The organism is Sporosarcina sp. E16_3 (assembly GCF_017347125.1).
GTDB lineage: Bacteria > Bacillota > Bacilli > Bacillales_A > Planococcaceae > Sporosarcina.
This window is the reverse complement of the sequence record NZ_JADPRX010000039.1, coordinates 1-19,935: the sequence shown is the minus strand read 5'-3', so window position 1 is coordinate 19,935 and position 19,935 is coordinate 1. Positions and strand designations below refer to the sequence as shown.

Below are 19,935 nucleotides of genomic sequence, written 5' to 3'. Positions count from 1 at the left end.
TATAGTGCGTGTGTAAGGAACTACAAAATGTACCTGTGTCAGACACAATGACACACAATTCATGCATTCAAGTAATTATACTAAAAGTATAGAAAAACCGTAGAGGCTTTGATTTACTTTGTATTATTATAGAATTGTATTTACTGAATAGTGCCACGCACATGTACCTGAAATTAGCATTACTTAAGAATAAAACTGCCATGTTATAAGTAACAAGATTAATATAGCAATAGTAACGATCGATAGAAGATAAATAGCCCTCTGCAATTTCATTAAAGCTGCCTTTTTCCAATTAACTAGAATGAAAATAATAAAAACAACACTTGCAATAGTTAAAACATAATTAGCAACGATTTGTGGGAATACTTCAAAATATCCTCGGTCACTACTACTCAGCATCCTCATTGCTAATAAAATAATATTTACGATAAATGCTGTACCAACAATATTTAATAGGTAAATCCATTTCCTGATTTTTATAGAAGGTTTTTTTCTTCTCCAATCCAAAATACTAATTACGATTAAAACGAATGGGGAAGCAATAAAGTAAACTAAACAATAAATGAATAATACAGCACTTATTGTTAACCAAGTTATACTTTTATCTAAAGGGAGATAATCTGAAATCGATGTAGAAATTTGTTTAACTTCTCCATCCTTTATCGTAAAATAAAGAACATTTGTAAGAATAAACATATTACTCCCATTTGTCATTTTATAAACGTTTGGATATGTTTGGACGTAATTAGCTTTCATACCTGCCAAACTTACTTCAATTTCATTCGCATTTAGTGATTTCACTGTCAGTGGTAGTAAATAGTAATACAAATTCAAAAAGCCACTTTTCATTCTGCGAGTAGTAAGATACTTTCCTTCTGTTATTTGTGAGTTTGGTAAGTTCGCTAATTTTTCTTCATCTATCTCTTTTTCTCCAACCAGTTCCTTCGTCAGTCCATAGGAAATATCAGACTCTGAAGCTTGATTCGTTACTATTATTACTGCAAATTTTTCTTCAGGGACGATATGAAAATTACTTGAAAAGGAAACTGTATTTCCACCATGCGTAAATCCTTTAAACTTTCCATCATACTCCCAAAAACCATGTGCGATGCCAGGGACATTTTCATTAATAGCATAACTTTGCGAAAGCATTGTAACTAGCGTATTTTCATCCTCAAACAAAACGTTTTCATTATCGGATTGTGGCATAAGTGCCATTGCAAACTTAGCTAAATCTTGCGCTGTTCCATTTATTCCACCGCTAGGATACATGGACATATAGTACGGTGTCGATAGTTTGAAATTTCCTTCTTCAATAAGCTCATAGCCATTTACTTTGTTTTTTGTTATCTGCTCATTTCTCCCTAAAGACAAATAGGCATTTGAATCTAGAATACCTAATTTTTGAAATATATGTTCATCAACATAGTCATTAAAGTCTTGTTCTGTAATTAATTGAACGATATATGCAGCTAGAGAAGTTGAGTAATTAGAATAAGCAACGACTTCACCTGGACGATATATTTGGTTTGGTTCAGCAATTTTCAATCCTTCTTCTAAAGATTTTACACGGGATTCGGTAGCATATCCCGTATCAAAAATATTCTCCTCAAATCCAGCAGTGTGATTCATTAAATCCAACATAGTGATAGGAACATCATATGTTAGTTTTGTTAAAAATCCTTGCGGTAAATAGCTGTTTATATCTTCATCTAAATCGATTTTTCCTTGTTCGACTAATTGCATGACCGACACCCAGACAAACAATTTACTAACTGAACCCCATTCAAAAACAGCCGTATTCGGATTTATTTTAATCTGGTTTTCAATATCTCCATAACCATATCCTTTTGATAAAACAACTTTATTATCTTTCAAAATAACAATGCTCGCACCCGCAGTTGCTTCACCAATATATTCATTTGCATAATCGTCTACGAAACGTTTTACATCGGATAATGGAATTCCAGATGGTGTTGTAAGTTCATTGGCATAAATTGTTTCGGTAAAAAACAAAGATAAAGCTAGTATCAATAAAATGGCGAATTTTTTATTCATGTAGCACCTCCTTATATTAATTATATATTAGCATCCTTAAAGACAATTGAATCTTATTGCAAAGTGATTTCAATGAATCGCATGCTGAATGACGTAATAGATTTTGGAAGGTGTTATCAAATAATCGGTGCAACCAAAAAGGGGTACCTGTGTGAGACACAAAGACGAACAATTCACACGTTCAAGTAATAATACAAAAAGTAAAGAAAAATCGCATAGGTATTGATTTTCTTTGTATTATTATAGAATTGTATTGTATTTACTGAATAGTGCCACGCACAGCGTTTAATGTGAAATAAGTCAAGCGCTATGAAAATAGATTTTTGGCCGCACGAAACCAAAGTCTCATAATGGTATTTTTTTGAAACTCAACAATCACAGAACATTATAATGGCGTTTTTCCGCAACGTGAAAGGTCTTGCGTTTCATTTCACAGGGATACATCCTATTAAATACAAGCTCACGTTCTTTAACGTTTTATTCGTATTTGTGAAACAAGACCCATGACGCTGTGCGACGAGGTCATTAAAGCCTCAGGTACCTTGAACTATGTGGTCTACGTTCCGGGAAAACGCCTTTGTGTATACCTAGATTTTGTGTTTACAGTTCTTCTACTTCTTTTAAATAGCGTTGATTGAACAGCTTTTGCTTATTCGTATTTCTTAGTTTGCCAGCGATGACTTTTTCCAGACAATAGTCCGGTTCACTGCTCTTATATAACTGTTGATTATTGATCATGGCGAAGGCAATCCGTAATATTCGATTCCCTAGAGCGATATAGGACTGGCCTGCTTTCTTTCCTTTGTCCTTCATCGCTAAATACCGGACTTTCATTTCCGGATTCTGAACCGAAACGTTTTTCCCAACCTGATAGACCACATTTCGAAATGCTGCTCTACCTTGTTTTGATATCCGGTAATGATTCGCCTTTTTCCCACCTGACTGTCTTACAATTGGGTTCGTGCCGGCCATTTTGATGAGTTGTCCTGCATGCGAATAGTCATGGACGTTCCCTATTTCCGCGGTCAATTCAGCTGCTGTAGTGATGCCTAAACCAGGGATACTTAAAAGAATTCCACCATCGGTCTCCAGTAGTTTCCCTTCAATTACTTCCTCTAACTGCTTGATTTGACGGTGAATCAACTCATATTCATCGAGCTTTAGTTGAAGTAAAATCAACTCGCTTTCAAGCAGAGACTTTGGTTTGGAAATCGAATGCTCAGCGTAATCCAAAAGCCTTTCGATTACATCATCACGGAGCTTCAAATTATTTTCGATTGAAATCTCTCTAAGTCCCATTTTCCCAAGAGTTAAGATATCTGACGGGTGAGGATGGTTTCTCATCAAGAAAAGAGACGTTTTTGAAACGAACTGATCCAGGATTTTTATAACCTTATTTTCACCTTCGACCTTTACGTTTTTCCCTTGAAACTCACGAAAAATGTGGTCCATATACAAACGTAAATGATTGATAGTCCTCGTTTGTGTATTCACAAGAGTCCGTCTAGCCCTTGTTAATGTCTTTAACGATTCTAGCTCAAGTATCGACTCAACACTTGTTCCACCACGCCCGTGGAGTAAGGACTGGACAATCGCCATCAAATCCACACGGTCCGTTTTCGTATAATTTAACACTGTTTCTCTTTCCCTGGCAGTCGTTGCGGCATTCAATATTCGGACGACGTACCCCTCATCCATGCACAGTCTCACAAGGTCTTCATAGTAGTGTGCTGTCGTTTCAATTCCGACAATCACTTGTGAAAGTGAGTACGCTTCACACACTGAATCAATGTATTTCTTCATCAATTGATAGCCTGTCATTGATCCGTCGAACTCAAATGGCTCCTGTAAAATATCACCGTAGATTGTGCATACCATCGCTGTATTCACATATTTCGCTGCATCAATCGCTACAATACAATATTCCTTTGCCTTTTCTTCCCGCATTAAACGATTCCAATGACTTCCGTTCTTCCCCTGAATATGATTAAATGATAGTGTAACCATTGTTTTCAGCTCCTCCTCTTTGGTGGGGTGGTATATCGGAAGTTCTGTGATTGGTACTTCTCCTATACCCTGAAAACAATGGTTTTTTCATTTGCCAACTATCTATTTAACATAATAGGTACCTCAAATTGTGTTTTGGTCTATGCTTCCCATAGGGAGTCTCCTTTCTGTGAGATAAAAACTGGTTTAGTCGTCAGTTATTATTTTACAGGCGGGGCTCCCTTTTTGCATTTTTCAAACACTTCGGAGGTCTAACACTAGTATTTGTAAGTATTTTTACAACTATGCAACGCTAGTGGGCAGCCATCACTATATTCTGAATACCTTCACGCACAACGTCCCTAAAAAACTTTTTTTTGTTGTTCTCCTTATACTTCGCTGTTTACTCCAATACTTTTTATTTTAGAGTTAATCAAAGCTCTCCTCTAACTAAAGACTAACTATTATGAATGTAATTCACTCTTTTTTTAGCAGATTTATCAACTCAACTGTTGAAATTTGAAAGAATTTCGTAACGCTGATTTTTTAACCCTAATAAACCTTGATATAACAGCATTTTAATCGGACTTATAGAATCGAATTTGAATAGGTTAATAAAAGCGAACGCTTACATATTAGTTGAAACATAAAATCATATCTTTTAACTCACCCTGCCCTGGATTTATCTGTAAAAGTGTGTCTAAATCGTGACTTTGATTGGTTATATCAAACAAGTTAAGATTGAATTTTTTTAAGAATTTTTGGTATGGTTAGAAATAGGCTAATCGATTTTATCGAAAGTACCGTAATTATTGGTAATGAATCTACCTGATTTTTATGTATTTTTAATAAGTCATTACGTCAAAAATATATAGAATAGGGTGTTATTTTCATGGAATCACATTTACAAGTGAAAAATCCGAAATTGATGGCTGCTGTTTTAATGATTGGTTCTTTCATCGGTTTATTTGGTGAAACAGCATTAAATATGGCACTGACAGATATTATGGAAGATTTTTCTATTAACGCAGGTACAGCACAGTGGCTGACTACAGGTTATTTATTAGTGTTAGCGATTTCGGTACCGTTATCGGTGTATTTAGTACGTTGGTTTACAACGCGTCAACTAATCGTTGGGGCATTAATTATTTCTACAATGGGTGCTTTGCTTGCAGCGATTGCCCCAAGTTTTTCGATTTTATTAATCGGTCGTCTAATTCAAGCAATTGGGACAGGGGTTTTCCTGCCATTAATGTTTAGTGTTGTGCTATTGATTTTCCCAATTCAAAAACGAGGAGCAGTGATGGGAATCGTTGGTTTAGTAATTACAACAGGACCAGCATTAGGACCAACACTAAGCGGTTTAATTATTAGTGCTGCTAGCTGGCATTATATCTTCTGGGTTATGATGGCGTTAAATATCATTTTATTTGCAATAGGGGCACCAAATATGGAGAACGTCTCAGATATTTCTAAGCCGAAAATTGATGTACTATCGTTATTATTATCTACAATCGCCTTTGGTGGTATCGTGTACGCATTGGCAACGCTAGCGGAATTACCATTATCGGACGTGAAAGTATGGGCACCATTAGTAGCAGGTGTGTTGGCATTGATTTTATTTACAGTTCGCCAATTAAAAATGGAAGTGCCGATGATTAATTTACGTGTATTTAAATACCCAATGTTCGCATTAGGTACAGTATTAATGTTCGCGACATTATTTGTAGTTTTATTTGTTGCGATCTTAATTCCACTTTACTTAAAAAGTGTATTAGCTTATACATCGATTGCTGCTGGTTTATTAATGTTACCTGCTAACGTTTTAAATATTATTATGGCACCTATCGTTGGATCGAACTTCAATAAAGTAGGCGCTCGTGTTTTCACACGTATTGGATTTGCACTGATTACAATTGGTGCAATTATGTTTATTGTGATTCTTTCAGCAACGACACCAATATGGCAAGTGATTGTTGCACTATCTATTTTGTTCTTAGGTGTTTCAATGACAATTATGCCTGCACAAACAAATGCGATGAATCAGCTACCAGCACAGTTATATACAGATGGTTCAGCTGCAATGAATACATTAACTCAAGTTGCAGGTGCTGCTGGTACAGCTATTGCCATTACATTATTTACTGCTGGTCAGAATAACTATATTGCGGAATTCGGTGCAGCTAATCCCACGGAATTTTTAGCACATGGTATTAACTATGCATTTTACGCTGTATTAGTGACTGGTGTGATTGGTTTAATCGGATCACTATTTGTTAAAAATAGCCGACCAATAGTTAAATAATATTCCATAATATGAAGCTTCATATTATGGAATATTAACTTTTAAATTTCTTTCTGTTGAAAGAAATTTAAGATTAGTTATTAATTTGCTGCTGTTTTAATTGTACCTTCTACCCAGTGGTGAACTCGGACAATGCTGTGAGTAAATGTCCGAGTTGAATTTGACATTACACAATAATAAAAAGTTGCCACGAAAGGTAGCCTAAACCTTTGAATTAAATGGTTTAGGCTCTTTTTTAAATGTAACATATTTACATTGTGTTAGATTCACAATTGTTATTTTTGAAGTTAATTTCCATTTATTCCAAGTTTCATTTTGGATCAAAAATAAATAATAAAGCCTAATTTCCCTTTTAAACGCTAGGGAAATTAGGCTTTTGATGTTAAACAATCGCACACGATTGTAGTATAACGAAAAAGAGGTACCTGCCAGACACAAAGACGAACCATTCACACATTCACATAATCATACAAAAAATAATGAAAAACAGCATAGCAATTGATTTATTTTGTATTATCATACAATTGTATTGTACTTACTGAATAGTGTCACGTACAGCGTACCAAACACTAATTTCTCTACTTGTTCCAGTGACATCCTCATCCCATTCATTTCCCACATTTCCTACCTTCCTCCTTTGTTCCTAGTCTACATTCGTTTAGAGGTGGTTACTTATAGATATACTTAAAATGTCTAGGCTTACTTACGTAGGTCGGAAACACGAATTCAGCTCCATGTAACAATAATCAGTAGGGGAAATAGAAACTTGACACCAGATCCAATTGTTTTACTTTAAATTATTTTAATGTTAAGGTACCTGATGCAAATAATTAAATATAGAACATTAATAGGAGAAGTGAAGTATGCAATTGAATAAGAAAACGATTATCACAAATACAATTTTGTTTGCTGGGATTGTTGGTTTTATTTTGGCATTTAGTGGCGTGTTTGGTGATGAGAATATATTGATTGGTGTTTCAACAATCGCAGCTATGCTGATGTTGTTGGAAAGGGATTTAACAAGCCACCCTGTTGGCAACACTGTTAAATTTGTGTTGTTAAATCTTTTCATTGGAGTTGGCGCTTTTCTCGCTGGCTTTAATACATGGCTCGCTGTCCCGATAAATTTCATCGTAATGTTTGTGGTCAGCTACTCTCTTTTGTTCAACTTAAAAAATCCACTCTACTTTCCATTTTCGCTCCAGTATCTCTTCATCCTAGCGACTCCTGTAGCGATCGATCAAATGCCATTGCGACTAGCTTCCCTTGTATTCGGAGCACTAGCAATCATGGGGCTGCAAATGCTTGCGAACCGAAATAAGATTACGAAGAGCGGCGATAAAATGATTCAAGCCGTCTGCACTGCGTTAGTTGAAAAGTCGGAGCTGATAAAAAAAGGAGAAAATCTAGAAACAATCAACCAACAAATCACTACTGACATCAGCGGGTTACGAAACATCATTTATGATAAACGAGAAGAAAACTACTATTTGACAGAAGAAGGTCAGCTAAAATTAAATGTGTCCGCCTCTCTTGAAAAAATAAATATTCTGTTGGATAAAATATTAAATGAAGGGGCGCAGCAGGAGATTCTTGATAATGTCATCCATTGCTTACAATTTGCCGCAGACAGTTCGACTAATGGAGAAGCTATGGAGAAATTGGAAGAGTCATTCAATCAGATGCTCGGCAAATACAAAGACGAGCATACCCACTCTTTACTTGTGTTACGAGTGCTGAATAATATCAATTTCTTAAAGGTAAGCTTGGCGGAATTAAAAGCGTTAAGTAAAGAACATTATAACGTTGTCAAAAATTTAGAACGCATACCGAAACAGTTCCAAAAGATGAGGATTGGTGAAAAAAAGAGCCATACCAACTCTATCAAGATGTCATATGCCGTACGGATGGCTGTCGCAATCAGTCTAAGTGGCTTCATTGTCGATTTCTTCGAGATCACTGAAGGTCGCTGGATGATGTTTTCCGTGTTATCCGTCATCATCCCGCTCTATGAACAGTCGACGAAAAAAATGCGTGACCGTATTTTCGCTACCGTGATAGGCGCCGTACTAGTGACCGTGTTATTCATGATCTTCCAAGGTAACATTGCGAGATCCATCTTACTGATGACATCGGGATACTTGATGACTTATATAAAAGTGTATCGCTATAACACGATACTTGTGACATTCTCTGCAATCGGTGCTGCTGCCCTCATTACGGGGACTACTGAAATCTTGACAGTGAATCGGATTGGACTTGTGGTGGCAGGCGTCATTCTTGCGCTACTTATCAATAAGTTCATCCTCCCTTACAAGCTGGATGACGCCAAAAGGAACTTGAAAGAAATGTATAATGATACGATCCACGAAATGCTTATAGAAGCGGCAGATCAAGTCAAAGGCAACGGCAACAATCATGCAATGAAAAACCTGTTACTCATCTCGAACTTGATCGAGGATCGGCTGAAGTTGAATAATCAGGGGACCGAAAACGAAAAAGGAATTGCGTGGTTGCAACACCAGCGACGAGCTGCTTCTACCATTTACGAATTATATTGGTGGATTTACAAATATGGCATCCAGGAATCGAATGCACCAGCTGTTTCCTCCCGACTGGAACTTTTACTGAACAGTTCCACCACTGAAGAGATACTACTGGAGTCTGTGACAGATATGAAAGAACTAATAAAGACAATGCCAAGGATTGAAGACCGAATGGTAATAAGTATGATTCTGGAGGTCATGGAAGAAATAACGTCATCAAAAGCGATTGTGTGATAAGAGATAATGTAAGGTGCCCGAACCTGAATAATTAAGTTCTGGCACCTTTCTAATTCTGCATAAGCACTCCACTTATCACGGAAAATAGTGTGGAGGGAAATCTATTACATGCGTTAAGTCTAAGCCTTTATCAGAGCTTTAATCGAGTAGGAGGCTAACCATTAATTGATTAGCCGACCTCTCACACCACCATACGTACCGTTCGGTATACGGCGGTTCAACCTTTTAAGTATCTTCGCTCATAAAGTAGGGACATATCTTGCGGTCCCCACTTTATGAATTTTCTTTTTGTAGGCTTAAAAAATGAACACAATAAAACCAAAATAAAGACGTTCGAAAAGTATTAAAATACTTTTCGAACGTCTTTTTATTTTTCACATGCTTTTACGAACAACAAATTAATAAAATAATGCATTTACCTATTTAAAAAGGGGTACCTGTGTCAGACACAAAGGCGAACTATTCACACGTTCAAATAATGATACATTAAAAAGAGGTACCTGTGTCAGACAAAAAGGCGAACTATTCACATGTTCAAGTAATGATACATAAAATAAAGAAAAACCGCATAGGTATTGATTTTCTTTGTATTATTATACAATTGTATTGTATTCACTGAATAGTGTCAAGCACAGGTACCTGAAATTTTTATTCCAATCCTTTATTTCACATTATTTCACTGCTATGCAACGCTAGTGGGCAGCCATCAACTATATACTCAACGAATTTAATCGAGTCTTTTAACAAGCAAATTAAGAAATTTACCAAGCGCAAAGAGCAGTTTCCAAACGAAGAATCACTCGAACGCTTCCTAGTTTCCCAGTTCGAAGATTACAACCAACGATTCGCCACACGATGTCATATCGGAATCGATCAAGCACGCGTAGAGCTGGCTGAGATGTTTGAAGTGAAAGAATAAAAAAAAGACTTAAAGCGTGTAATATGGTTTTGATGAATAGGTACCTCTTTCTCAAAGTCTAAAAAAAATCATCTATTTGAATAAGCTAATATAAAAAAGTGTGATGATCTTCAAGAAAAGGTTGGATTGTCATTTACACATAAATATTGACACTCCCAAAACAAGATGTAAGCAACAGGATAAAGTAATTATCGTTTTGTAAATATCATTAGCAAACTTCTTATATTAATCTGTTCTAGCATTCCGGCGCCAAATATAACGCCTATAACTATTAAACCAAAGCCTATCCACTGTCCAGCAAAAATATGCTCCCCTAAAAAAAGTGCTGAACCGAGTATTGCAAAAAATGGCGATAGATTAAGAAATAATGCCGATTTACTTGCACCTAATTGTTGGATTGCATAATTGTATAGTAAATGACCTAATCCAGTTGCTATTAACCCAGAGCCGAGAAACAGTAGCCACACAGTGGTTGATCCATATTTCAATAAAGAAATTCCATTTGGTTCAATAACAAAACTTAAAGAAAGCAGCATGCCAAAACCAATGAGCTGCGCTATCCCTGTAATATAAATAACTTCTACAGATTCTGATAATCTTTTAATTAATACAAAACTAAGTGCCTGCAAAACGACAACAATACACATATACAGGTCACCAATAGAAAACCCAATTGTTAAGGAAGCATTGGAAAGCATAACAAAAGTAACTCCCGAAAAACCAAATAACAAACCTAAAACTCTTGATATTGTTAATTTATCTCCCAGAAAAAGTATAGCCGCTATCGAAGTTGCAATAGGCACAGTACCAAGTATCACTCCCCCATTTGTAGCCGAAGTATAATTAAGGCCCACAGACATAAATACCTGATGCCCAAGAACACCAGTAAGAGCTATGCCCAATACATAAGCCATTTCTTTTTTAGATAAAACTCGAAACATTTTTTTATAGTAAAGGATAGGAAGCAGGGCCAAAAATGCCATAAATACTCGAAGAGCAGTGATTGTAATCGTGGGTAAAGTCGATACAATAACTTTAATCGCAATGATATTAAATCCCCATATCATCATTACAATAACTAATAGACTATATAATAACGGACGTTTCATTTTTCATGCTCCAGTCCTAATTACTATTTTAAAAAGCCACCGTAAAACACTTTTTTAAATAAGTGATTTACAGTGGTTTGTTATACAAAAGAACTCTTTCTATTTAATTAGACATTCTTCAAATTTTAGTGGCAACTTCCGCACTAATATCAATTTTTTTAAATTCTCGTACTTGGTTTGAAATAGCTACTTCAGTAGGAAGTCTTTCTATGCTCGATGCACCAAAGAAACCAGAAACACCAGTAGTCCTGCTTAACACATATGCAGCGTCTTCGGGCTCTGATATAGGACCCCCATGACAAAGAACAATAACATTTTCATTAACTGACTTACCTGCATCGTGAATTTCCTGGACTACTTTTACTGCATCATCCAAAGTCATCGCAGTTTGTGCACCTATATCCCCTTTAGTTGTAAGTCCAACGTGCGCGACAAGGATATCAGCACCAGCTTCAGCCATCTTAATTGCATCTTCTTTATTAAATACATATGGTGATGTAATTAGTCCAATATTATGTGCTTTTCTGATCATATCAACCTCTAAATCATAACCCATCCCAGTTTCCTCTAGATTCTGACGGAACTGACCATCTGTTAGTCCAACTGTTGGGAAGTTTTGAACACCAGAGAATCCTTGATCCTTTAACTGTTGTAAGAACAAATCCATATTTCTAAAAGGATCGGTTCCGCAAACACCAGCTAGAACCGGAGTATCTTCTACGATTGTTAGGACTTCATTACCCATCTCTACGACGATCTGATTTGCATCGCCATAAGGCATTAAACCAGCTAGTGATCCACGACCGGCCATACGGAAACGCCCTGAATTATAGATGATTATTAAGTCAATTCCGCCTACCTCAGCACTCTTTGCCGATAATCCCGTACCTGCTCCACCGCCAATAATAACCTGCTTATTTTCGATCTGATTGTTAAGTCGTTTTAATGCTTCTTTTCTTGATACTGTCATTATTCACACCATCCCGTTTTAGTAGTTTTAATAATTCTTCAGCAAGCAATTCCGATACAGATGAATCGTTAATATCTTCATCTACTTCAATAAACGTGATACTTGGACTTAGATTGTCTTTTATAGCTTTATAAAGTGCTTTTCTTTCTTCTTCTCCTTCAAAAAATTGACCTTCCTTGTCTAACAAAGATAGTCCACCTTTAGGAAAAACAAGGACTGTAGGGGAATTACTTTTATTTAACTTCCGTGCAATAATTTCCCCTAACTTCGAATTCTCCTCAACTGTTGTTCTCATTAATGTAGTTGTAGGATTGTGCTGATAAAAAGTTCTATCTGCAAACTTTTTAGGGACTGTTTCAGGTGCTCCGAAATTAACCATATCTAAGGCACCTACAGATACAACTTGTGGTATTCCGTTTGCCCCTGCACTTTCGAGTCTTCCAGGACCTGAACTGAAGACTCCTCCTATAAGACTATCAGCTAATTCGGTTGTTGTAATATCAACAACACCTTCGATAAAGCCATCTTGAATTAAGGATTCCATCGCATCGCCACCTGCACCAGTAGCGTGAAAAACAAGGACGTCATAGCCACTTTCTTCTAATATTTCTCTCGTTTTTGTCACACATGGTGTTGTAACGCCAAACATTGTAGCAGCAATTAACGGTTTTGCCTCTTCTAATTCAGGTTCTTTAACAGCTGACACCATTCCGATCATTGCGTTTGCTGCGTTACTTAGAATCTGGGAAGATAATACATTGACTCCGGCAATATCAACTACCGAATACATCATTGTAATATCCTTTTCCCCAACATACGGTCTAGTGTTTCCTGAAGCTACAGTAGAAACCAGCATTTTAGGCAGTCCAACTGGTGCACATCTCATGGCTGCAGCTGCAACGGTTGTCCCAGCTGTTCCACCCATACCAAATATTCCCGAGACATTGCCTTCTTCCAATAACTTCTTTATTATAGCTGAGGCACCATTCATCATTACGGTTACGGCTGTACCTCGATCATTCTTACTTCTTAAGTCGACTATATCAACCCCACCGGCTTTGGCAACTTCTTCGCTAGTAATATCACCTACTTCATTTGATTCGTAAATACCTGTATTCATCATAATAGTTTCAACACCAGCGGATTCAAACACATTTTGCACATATAAAAATTCGGCCTCTTTTGTATCAAATGTACCTATCATGACCACTTTTTTAACCATAGGGGCCTCCCTTATGCTTTAATATAAAGAATGTTTTCAAAAAACTCTTTCGTCATACGAACTACTTCGACTTCACCAATTTTATCTTGTTGATAAAATGAAGGGTAATGTGTATCAATTGTCCAAATTACATTAGGATCATGTTCTTTAAGTGCATTCATGATTTCCTTATGATCAAAATCATCTTTACCAACAATAGCAAAGTTATTAAATCTGCCCTTAGGATACTCTTCAGTAATAGAATTAGATTGGCGTGAGACCCCTTTTAGATGAGTTTGAACGACATGTCCCTTAATATGTTCGTACGTTTCCACAGTTGGGTACTCACCAGCTCTCCAACCATTAGTGATATCCCAATTGATTTTCAGATTAGGATGTTCAACATAATTTAACAAAATCCCCAACTCCACACAAGTGCTTGCTAATGTCGGTGGCTCATTTTCCATCAATAGAACTTTGTCGCGTTTTTGTGCATGATCTGCATGTTTTCGCATGACTTCCGCGTTATTCTTATATTCCTTTTCCTTTTCTGAATCTGTCCAATTATAAAATCCGTCCTGTTTATGCAATGAATACACCCTTATATAGGGAGCGGAAAAGACATCAGCTAAATCAAATAATCGATCAAGCTCTTTACTCATATTCTCATGGTGTTTGTCATCAAAATTATCGTAGCTTGATGGCCCAGAAAACGTACATGGATTCACAGCCCAAGAACTTAGTGTAGTAACTTTCAGGTTATGTTTATCTACTAAATCACTTAGTTCTTTCGCTTTTTCTAGCGAAATAGAATCTACTGTATCCCCATCCAACTTTCCTCTCAAATCAATATACTCAAAACCTAATTCCTTTGCAGTTTTAAGAGATTCCTCAAAAGAATCCATGCCTAACATATCTGTGATAATACTAAACTTCATTTTATTTCCCCCTTTTAAATTTCTATCCATTTTCCTGCTTTGTTATTTTTATAAGCTTCAAATATTTTCGTTAAATGTAAGGAATCTTTTAATGTCGCTTTTTCAATCTTTCTTTCATTTAATATAGCATTAGCAAAATGATTCACACTTTGAACCATCCCTTGTAAAAACAAGTTTTTATTGTACAGTTGTCCTAGCGAAAACTCCGGTTCCCAATGGACTGGTCCATTTGATGGATCGTCCCCTATATAGGAAGGTGCCTTACCATATTCCCCGCTACCTTTACTGCCTTTATAATAAGATAGCCTCATGGCGTTATCTATTACGATATTTTGTTTGTTTCCAATTACTTCAAAGCGTTCAAGAGGGCTTGTTTCGGCTTGTGTAGACGGTAAATGCATGCTTCCAATTGCGCCTGACTTAAAGGTAAACAACGTTTGAACATCTCCGCTTGGCTGATGCTCTACAAAACACATTTCCTTAACATCACCCATCAAATAATGTATACCTGACATCGGGTGACAAATATCCAAGAACCAATGCAAGTCTGTCCGTTCTCCTAATTTCTCTTGAAAAGGTGACAAAGTTAAAGGATATCTACCTGTAATTGAGACAGAATCTCCAAATGCAGGTGTATCTAAAATCTGTTTAGCACTAACAAACGAAGGATAAAAATAACGCTTATTGGATACTAAAACTTGCTGACCCGTTTTTTCCTCTAGTTCTATAAGTGCCTCTACTTCATTGGCCGTGTATGCAATTGGCTTTTCTACCCATACAGGTATTCCAGCCTCAAGAATATCCGGCAGTATTTTTGGATAAAGCGGATGGCCATTTTTATCAAAGTTCAATACAACAAATATTGCCTGAAGATCTTCCTTTTTAATCATTTCTCTGTAATCCGTGTAGACTTTTTCTGCTCCAAATCTATTACGGTAAATTTCGGCTCTTTCTTCACTTAGATCGCATACAGCCACTAAATCAACAGGCGCATAATCAAACGTTGGGTACACATTACGAAATGCATGTGCACCACAACCGATAAAACCAGCACGAAGCTTATTCTCATATTCAAAGTTAAATTTTACAGGTTCCATTATTTTTCTCCTCCAACGTTCCCGATTTTATTCACCAATAGTTATTCTATCCGGTGCAGAATATGCAATGATCATTCGACACGGTTCCCAACTTGTTACAGTTGCATTATGCGGAATATCACGTGGAATTCTTAGCATCATTCCCGGCTTCAAGTGATACGTTTCATCACCGAGTGTATGGTCGCATTCTCCTGATAAGACGAAGATTAATTCTTCGCAGTTTGGATGTCTGTGCACTGGATTGGATACCCCTGCATTTATATAAACCATACCAAATGTCATCTCAGATTCCGGATCAATTTCTTCTCCACATAACCATTGGATACCGCCCCAATCCATTGGCAATAAATACTTCTCTTCATTTAAATCAGTAATTGTAGCTGTTTTAGTTTTACTCATTTATTATTTCCCCTTTTCATTTGTATTTTTTAATCACCAATTGTTATTCTATCCCCTGCAGAAAATGCAATGATCATCCGACATGGTTCCCAACTTGTTACAGTTGCATTATGCGGCACATCCCGTGGAATCCTAAGCATCATCCCTGGCTTCAAGTGATATGTTTCATCACCCAATGTATGGTCGCATTCTCCTGACAAGACGAAAATTACTTCCTCGCAGTTTGGATGTCTATGCACCGAATTGGATACCGCCCCAGTCCATTGGCATTATATATAATTCTCTTCATTTAAGTCAGTATTTGTAGCCGTTTTAATTTCACTCATTTTTAATTACCCTAATTCATTTGTATTTTTAATATTAGTTGTAGTAATCAAACCTACATCTAGTTGACTGTAGTGAAGAGCGGCGACTCCAGCGGAAAATAGCTTGAGCAGAAGACCCTGGACTGAGCCTAGCGAGGGAAGCGGCTGAAGCCAAGCCCACGGAAAGCGTCAGGGAAAGATTGAACTATAACTGTCCGCTCGTAACGCAAGTCAACGACTGGTTTAAACTTCCCGAAATCGCTAGAACCTTTAGTTAAAGTTATATAGTAGTATTACTTATTAGCCCCTTCCGACATTCCTTCTACAAAGGATCGTTGGAAGATAAGAAACACGATTATACTTGGAATCATACTAATCACAGTTCCACCAAAAATTAAAGCATAATTCGTGGCCTGTTCGCCCTGAAATGAATATAATCCTAATGAGATTGTAAAGTTTTCCTGAGACTTCAATAATACTAAAGGTAATAAAAAGTCATTCCATATATTCATAAATGTGAATATAAGTAGAGCAACTACCCCTGGTTTTGCCAACGGGAGCATAACAGACAAGAATGTTCTCCATTCACTAGCTCCATCGATTGTTGATGACTCTCTTAATTCTTTAGGCACATCCCGGAATGTATTTCTCATTAAAAATATGGAGAATGGTAATGCCAACCCTGCTGATACCAACGTAACTCCCGATAAGCTATCAACCAATCCCATAGATCGTAATTGGTAAAAAATCGGAATAATGATTGCTTGTACAGGTAAAGCCATGCCTAGTAGTATTAAATAGAATAGGAGATTGTTTCCGCGGAATGTCAATTGCGCGAAGGCATATCCCGCTGGACATGCAACAAGCACTACAATTATCATCCCTATAATTGTCACAAAAGCACTATTTAAAAAATATGTCTTGAAGTTTCCGAGATTCCAAGCGTTAATAATATTATCGAAACCCCAGCTCGCAGGTAGCGAGAAAGGAGACGTGAATATCTCAAGATTTGTTTTGAAACTTGCCAGTATCGCAAATAATATAGGTGACGTAATTAGTAGTAACAACGCCATAAGTGTGATCCATAACATCAGCTGTGATGATGTCCTTCTTTTAAGTAAAGCGATCATTTTGCTTCACTCCTATCCCGGTAGATGTTGAATCCGATTGTAAAGACAATAATTATAACCCCAAGCACAACACTTGCCGCAGTACCATAACTAACTTTGTTCATACTAAATGCTGCTTTGTATACAAATGTCGAGACCACTTCACTCATATAGAAAGGACCACCTTGAGTCATAATCCATATAAGCGCAAATCCTTTCAGTGCATGAATGACTACCATACTTATGACCAGGTTCATTGTATTTCGTAAGCTAGGAATCGTTATATGCCAGAACTTACTAATTGGACCTGCACCGTCAATATCTGCTGCTTCGTAGAGTTCACGACTAATATTCTGTAGTCCTGCTAGATATAAAATCATATATAGCCCATAAAAAGCCCATGTACTCGCTAAAACTAGGGCCGGAATAACAAATAGCGGTTCCCCAAGCCAGTTCTGCGCAAGCGATTCTAACCCGATAGATGTCAAAAAGGCGTTAATAGGTCCCATTATTGGATCATATATTTTAGCCCATAGAACACCAATTACTGCTAATGAAAGTACGCTGGGTAAGTAAAAGCCTGCTCTGAAAAAAGTACGTCCTTTTTTCACTTTACCTATCAGTACTGCTAAAATTAATGTCGGAATAACCATCATAATTAAACTCAATACGACCCATAAAAGGTTATGACCTAACGATTTTAAATATATCTCATCTTTTGCTAACGCTGTATAATTATCAATACCTACAAAGTTCATGGATGTGGAAGCACCGTTCCAATCAAAGAAACTGTATCTTACAGCGTCAATCATTGGATAAAGCATAAATATGAAATATAGTATCAACGCTGGTGCTAAGAAAGATAGAGCTGTGACGTATCGCTTTATTACCTTTCTTCTCTTTGATTTAATGTTTTCCTTAACTTGTTGTAATCTGATATCTTTCGTTGAAGTTGTTATCTCTATAACCAATTGTATTTTCACCTCATTTCTGATGTTATGGTCTATCCCTGTTTCATTGGGGGACAGCCCCATTTATCTAATTTTGTTTCTTTAACTTAAATCCATTAGCACGGTCTTTTTCAGCACCTATTTCAATACCATCTAACGCTTCTTCTGCAGTAATTAGTCCACCAATTAATCCTTGAAGATTTTGGAAGTATGCTTCCTTAGCATCTACACCCATAAACACACTTGGATTATAACCAGTACCTTCCTTAGCGAAATTCATTGCTGTTTTTAAAGCTTCACCAGCAGGTTCCATATCTACTGATGCTTGTGAGGCAGGAATAAAGTTATAGTCTGGGAAGTTTAATACCGTCTCACTAAATTCCTCTGAAACTATAAAATCAAACCATTTTTCCGCAAGTTCATCGTCTTCGGCTTGTGTAGGTATTACCCAAGTTTGACCAATTCCACCTGTCGGACTTGCTGTTTTCCCTTCGATGAATGACGGCATCATAAAGAAGTGAACATTTTCTTCTAATCCCTGATCTGAAATATCTGTTATTAAATAAGAACCTGTAGCTTCCATACCTGCTTGACCGCTTAAGAATCTAAATTTGGAATCAGGCTGTGCTTGTGTTACCGATTCTTTTGCGATATAGCCTTTGTCAACCCAATCTACTAGCATTTCTGCTACTTCAACAAACTCAGGATCGCTCCATTTACCATCACCATAAAACAAGTTTTCAACTTTGTCTTTCCCTGCGACTGCTTCCATCATTACACCGAAAATCCAGCCAACTGCATAACCGTTACGAGCACCTACTGTGATTGGTGGAACACCAGTGTCCTTAAGTTTTTCAAGAGTCGTCTCAAACTCTTCTTTTGTTTCAGGTGCTTTATCAATTCCGCCCTTTTCAAAGACATCTTTATTGTAAAAGAATCCAATTGCATCAATCATATGTGGAACTTCATAAATATTTTCTTCTCCGGAGATAAGATTATATGCATAGGGACGTAATTTCTCTGCCCATTTATGTTCTTCATACAAATCATTAATAGGTCGAATTAATTCAGCTTCCGATAAAATTGCAACTCTACCAGGACCAGCATTCATTAAGATTGCATCCGGAATATTAACGCCTGACTGCAATAATGTAGGTAAGCTTCCTGACTCGACTTGCATATCACCAGTTTCAACGACTACCTCGATTCCTTCATTTAATCCTTTGAACTTATCAACTACCTCAACCCATTGTTCCTTCTCAACATCATTATAATAATTTGGTATTAACAAATTTAAGACATCTTCTGTACTTTCATTTTCCTTCTTTTTAGGTTTTTCACCATCTTCTTTAACAGCTGATGGTGATTGACAGCCGACCGCTGTAAGCGCTAACATCATTACAAAAAGTAGTACCCCAACATTTTTCCAACTAAAACCCTTCATAAAATCTCCTCCTATCCATTTTTTATTTTCTCTTTATTCAGAATGATCTATCAAGTACTAATGCCCACTTTAAAGTTATTTTCACACTTATACAAGGGGGCATATCGTGTGTAAAGGTGGCATAAACATTGATTATATTTTCATTTAGTTAATTTCATGACCATAAGCCCTTGGTACTATTGACTTTATAGGCATTCGAAAAAAATCCATAAATTTAAGAATAGCGCGTCGATTATTATACAAGAATAATAATATGAAATGGTTGTAAGCGTCAAGTAGAATTGAACACTTTTGCTAATTAACTTTGAACACTTTCGTTTGTTTTTTTCCTGCCCCCAAGTTGAAGGCAGGAAAATTAGTGT

At 36.8% G+C, this 19,935-nt stretch carries 13 protein-coding genes and 2 pseudogenes; 3 read left to right on the top strand and 12 right to left on the bottom strand.

Annotation, left to right across the window (positions count from 1 at the left end; translation table 11 throughout):
• Positions 1–183: 183 nt before the first annotated feature.
• Both I2483_RS17095 and I2483_RS17090 read right to left on the bottom strand, forming a co-directional pair.
• On the bottom strand, positions 184–2,058 hold the full coding sequence (locus I2483_RS17095) for a serine hydrolase domain-containing protein (RefSeq protein ID WP_207278331.1): 1,875 nt from the start codon (positions 2,056–2,058) through the stop codon (positions 184–186).
• Between the two features lie 600 nt (positions 2,059–2,658).
• The gene (locus I2483_RS17090; protein WP_207278330.1) at positions 2,659–4,065 is read right to left on the bottom strand and encodes an IS110 family RNA-guided transposase; all 1,407 of its coding nucleotides are present in this window, start codon (positions 4,063–4,065) and stop codon (positions 2,659–2,661) included.
• An 871-nt stretch (positions 4,066–4,936) separates the two neighbouring features.
• On the opposite strand from I2483_RS17090, the gene I2483_RS17085 reads away from it, so the two are divergent.
• The 3 genes and pseudogenes from I2483_RS17085 to I2483_RS17075 form a co-directional block, all read left to right on the top strand.
• The gene (locus I2483_RS17085; protein WP_207278329.1) at positions 4,937–6,349 is read left to right on the top strand and encodes a DHA2 family efflux MFS transporter permease subunit; all 1,413 of its coding nucleotides are present in this window, start codon (positions 4,937–4,939) and stop codon (positions 6,347–6,349) included.
• 863 nt (positions 6,350–7,212) lie between these two features.
• Positions 7,213–9,129 (top strand): FUSC family protein, encoded by a 1,917-nt coding sequence (locus tag I2483_RS17080; protein WP_207278328.1) that lies wholly within the window; start codon positions 7,213–7,215, stop codon positions 9,127–9,129.
• Between the two features lie 712 nt (positions 9,130–9,841).
• Positions 9,842–10,051 (top strand): annotated as a pseudogene (locus I2483_RS17075) (transposase); the annotation flags it as partial.
• Between the two features lie 188 nt (positions 10,052–10,239).
• Here the strand turns inward: I2483_RS17075 and I2483_RS17070 are convergent.
• From I2483_RS17070 to I2483_RS17025, 10 genes and pseudogenes are all read right to left on the bottom strand, one after another.
• Positions 10,240–11,160, bottom strand: a complete 921-nt coding sequence (locus I2483_RS17070; protein WP_207278327.1) for a DMT family transporter — start codon at positions 11,158–11,160, stop codon at positions 10,240–10,242.
• Between the two features lie 118 nt (positions 11,161–11,278).
• A complete protein-coding gene (locus tag I2483_RS17065) occupies positions 11,279–12,130 on the bottom strand; it encodes a phosphoenolpyruvate hydrolase family protein (protein ID WP_207278326.1) in 852 nt (283 codons plus the stop codon).
• Positions 12,093–13,352 (bottom strand): Tm-1-like ATP-binding domain-containing protein, encoded by a 1,260-nt coding sequence (locus tag I2483_RS17060; RefSeq protein WP_207278325.1) that lies wholly within the window; start codon positions 13,350–13,352, stop codon positions 12,093–12,095. Before I2483_RS17060 ends, I2483_RS17065 begins: the two co-directional genes overlap by 38 nt.
• 11 nt (positions 13,353–13,363) lie before the next feature.
• Positions 13,364–14,269, bottom strand: a complete 906-nt coding sequence (locus I2483_RS17055; protein WP_207278324.1) for a sugar phosphate isomerase/epimerase family protein — start codon at positions 14,267–14,269, stop codon at positions 13,364–13,366.
• 14 nt (positions 14,270–14,283) lie between these two features.
• Positions 14,284–15,366: a Gfo/Idh/MocA family protein gene (locus I2483_RS17050; RefSeq protein WP_207278323.1), complete on the bottom strand. Its 1,083-nt coding sequence runs from the start codon at positions 15,364–15,366 to the stop codon at positions 14,284–14,286.
• A gap of 27 nt (positions 15,367–15,393) precedes the next feature.
• Positions 15,394–15,765, bottom strand: a complete 372-nt coding sequence (locus I2483_RS17045; RefSeq protein WP_207278322.1) for a cupin domain-containing protein — start codon at positions 15,763–15,765, stop codon at positions 15,394–15,396.
• A gap of 29 nt (positions 15,766–15,794) precedes the next feature.
• Positions 15,795–16,010 (bottom strand): annotated as a pseudogene (locus tag I2483_RS17040) (cupin domain-containing protein); the annotation flags it as partial.
• 353 nt (positions 16,011–16,363) lie between these two features.
• Positions 16,364–17,200, bottom strand: a complete 837-nt coding sequence (locus I2483_RS17035; protein WP_207278320.1) for a carbohydrate ABC transporter permease — start codon at positions 17,198–17,200, stop codon at positions 16,364–16,366.
• Positions 17,197–18,150 (bottom strand): carbohydrate ABC transporter permease, encoded by a 954-nt coding sequence (locus I2483_RS17030; protein WP_207278319.1) that lies wholly within the window; start codon positions 18,148–18,150, stop codon positions 17,197–17,199. Before I2483_RS17030 ends, I2483_RS17035 begins: the two co-directional genes overlap by 4 nt.
• A 67-nt stretch (positions 18,151–18,217) precedes the next feature.
• Positions 18,218–19,573 carry an ABC transporter substrate-binding protein gene (locus I2483_RS17025; protein ID WP_207278318.1) on the bottom strand — a complete coding sequence of 452 codons (1,356 nt, stop codon included), beginning with the start codon at positions 19,571–19,573 and terminating at the stop codon, positions 18,218–18,220.
• Positions 19,574–19,935 lie beyond the last annotated feature (362 nt).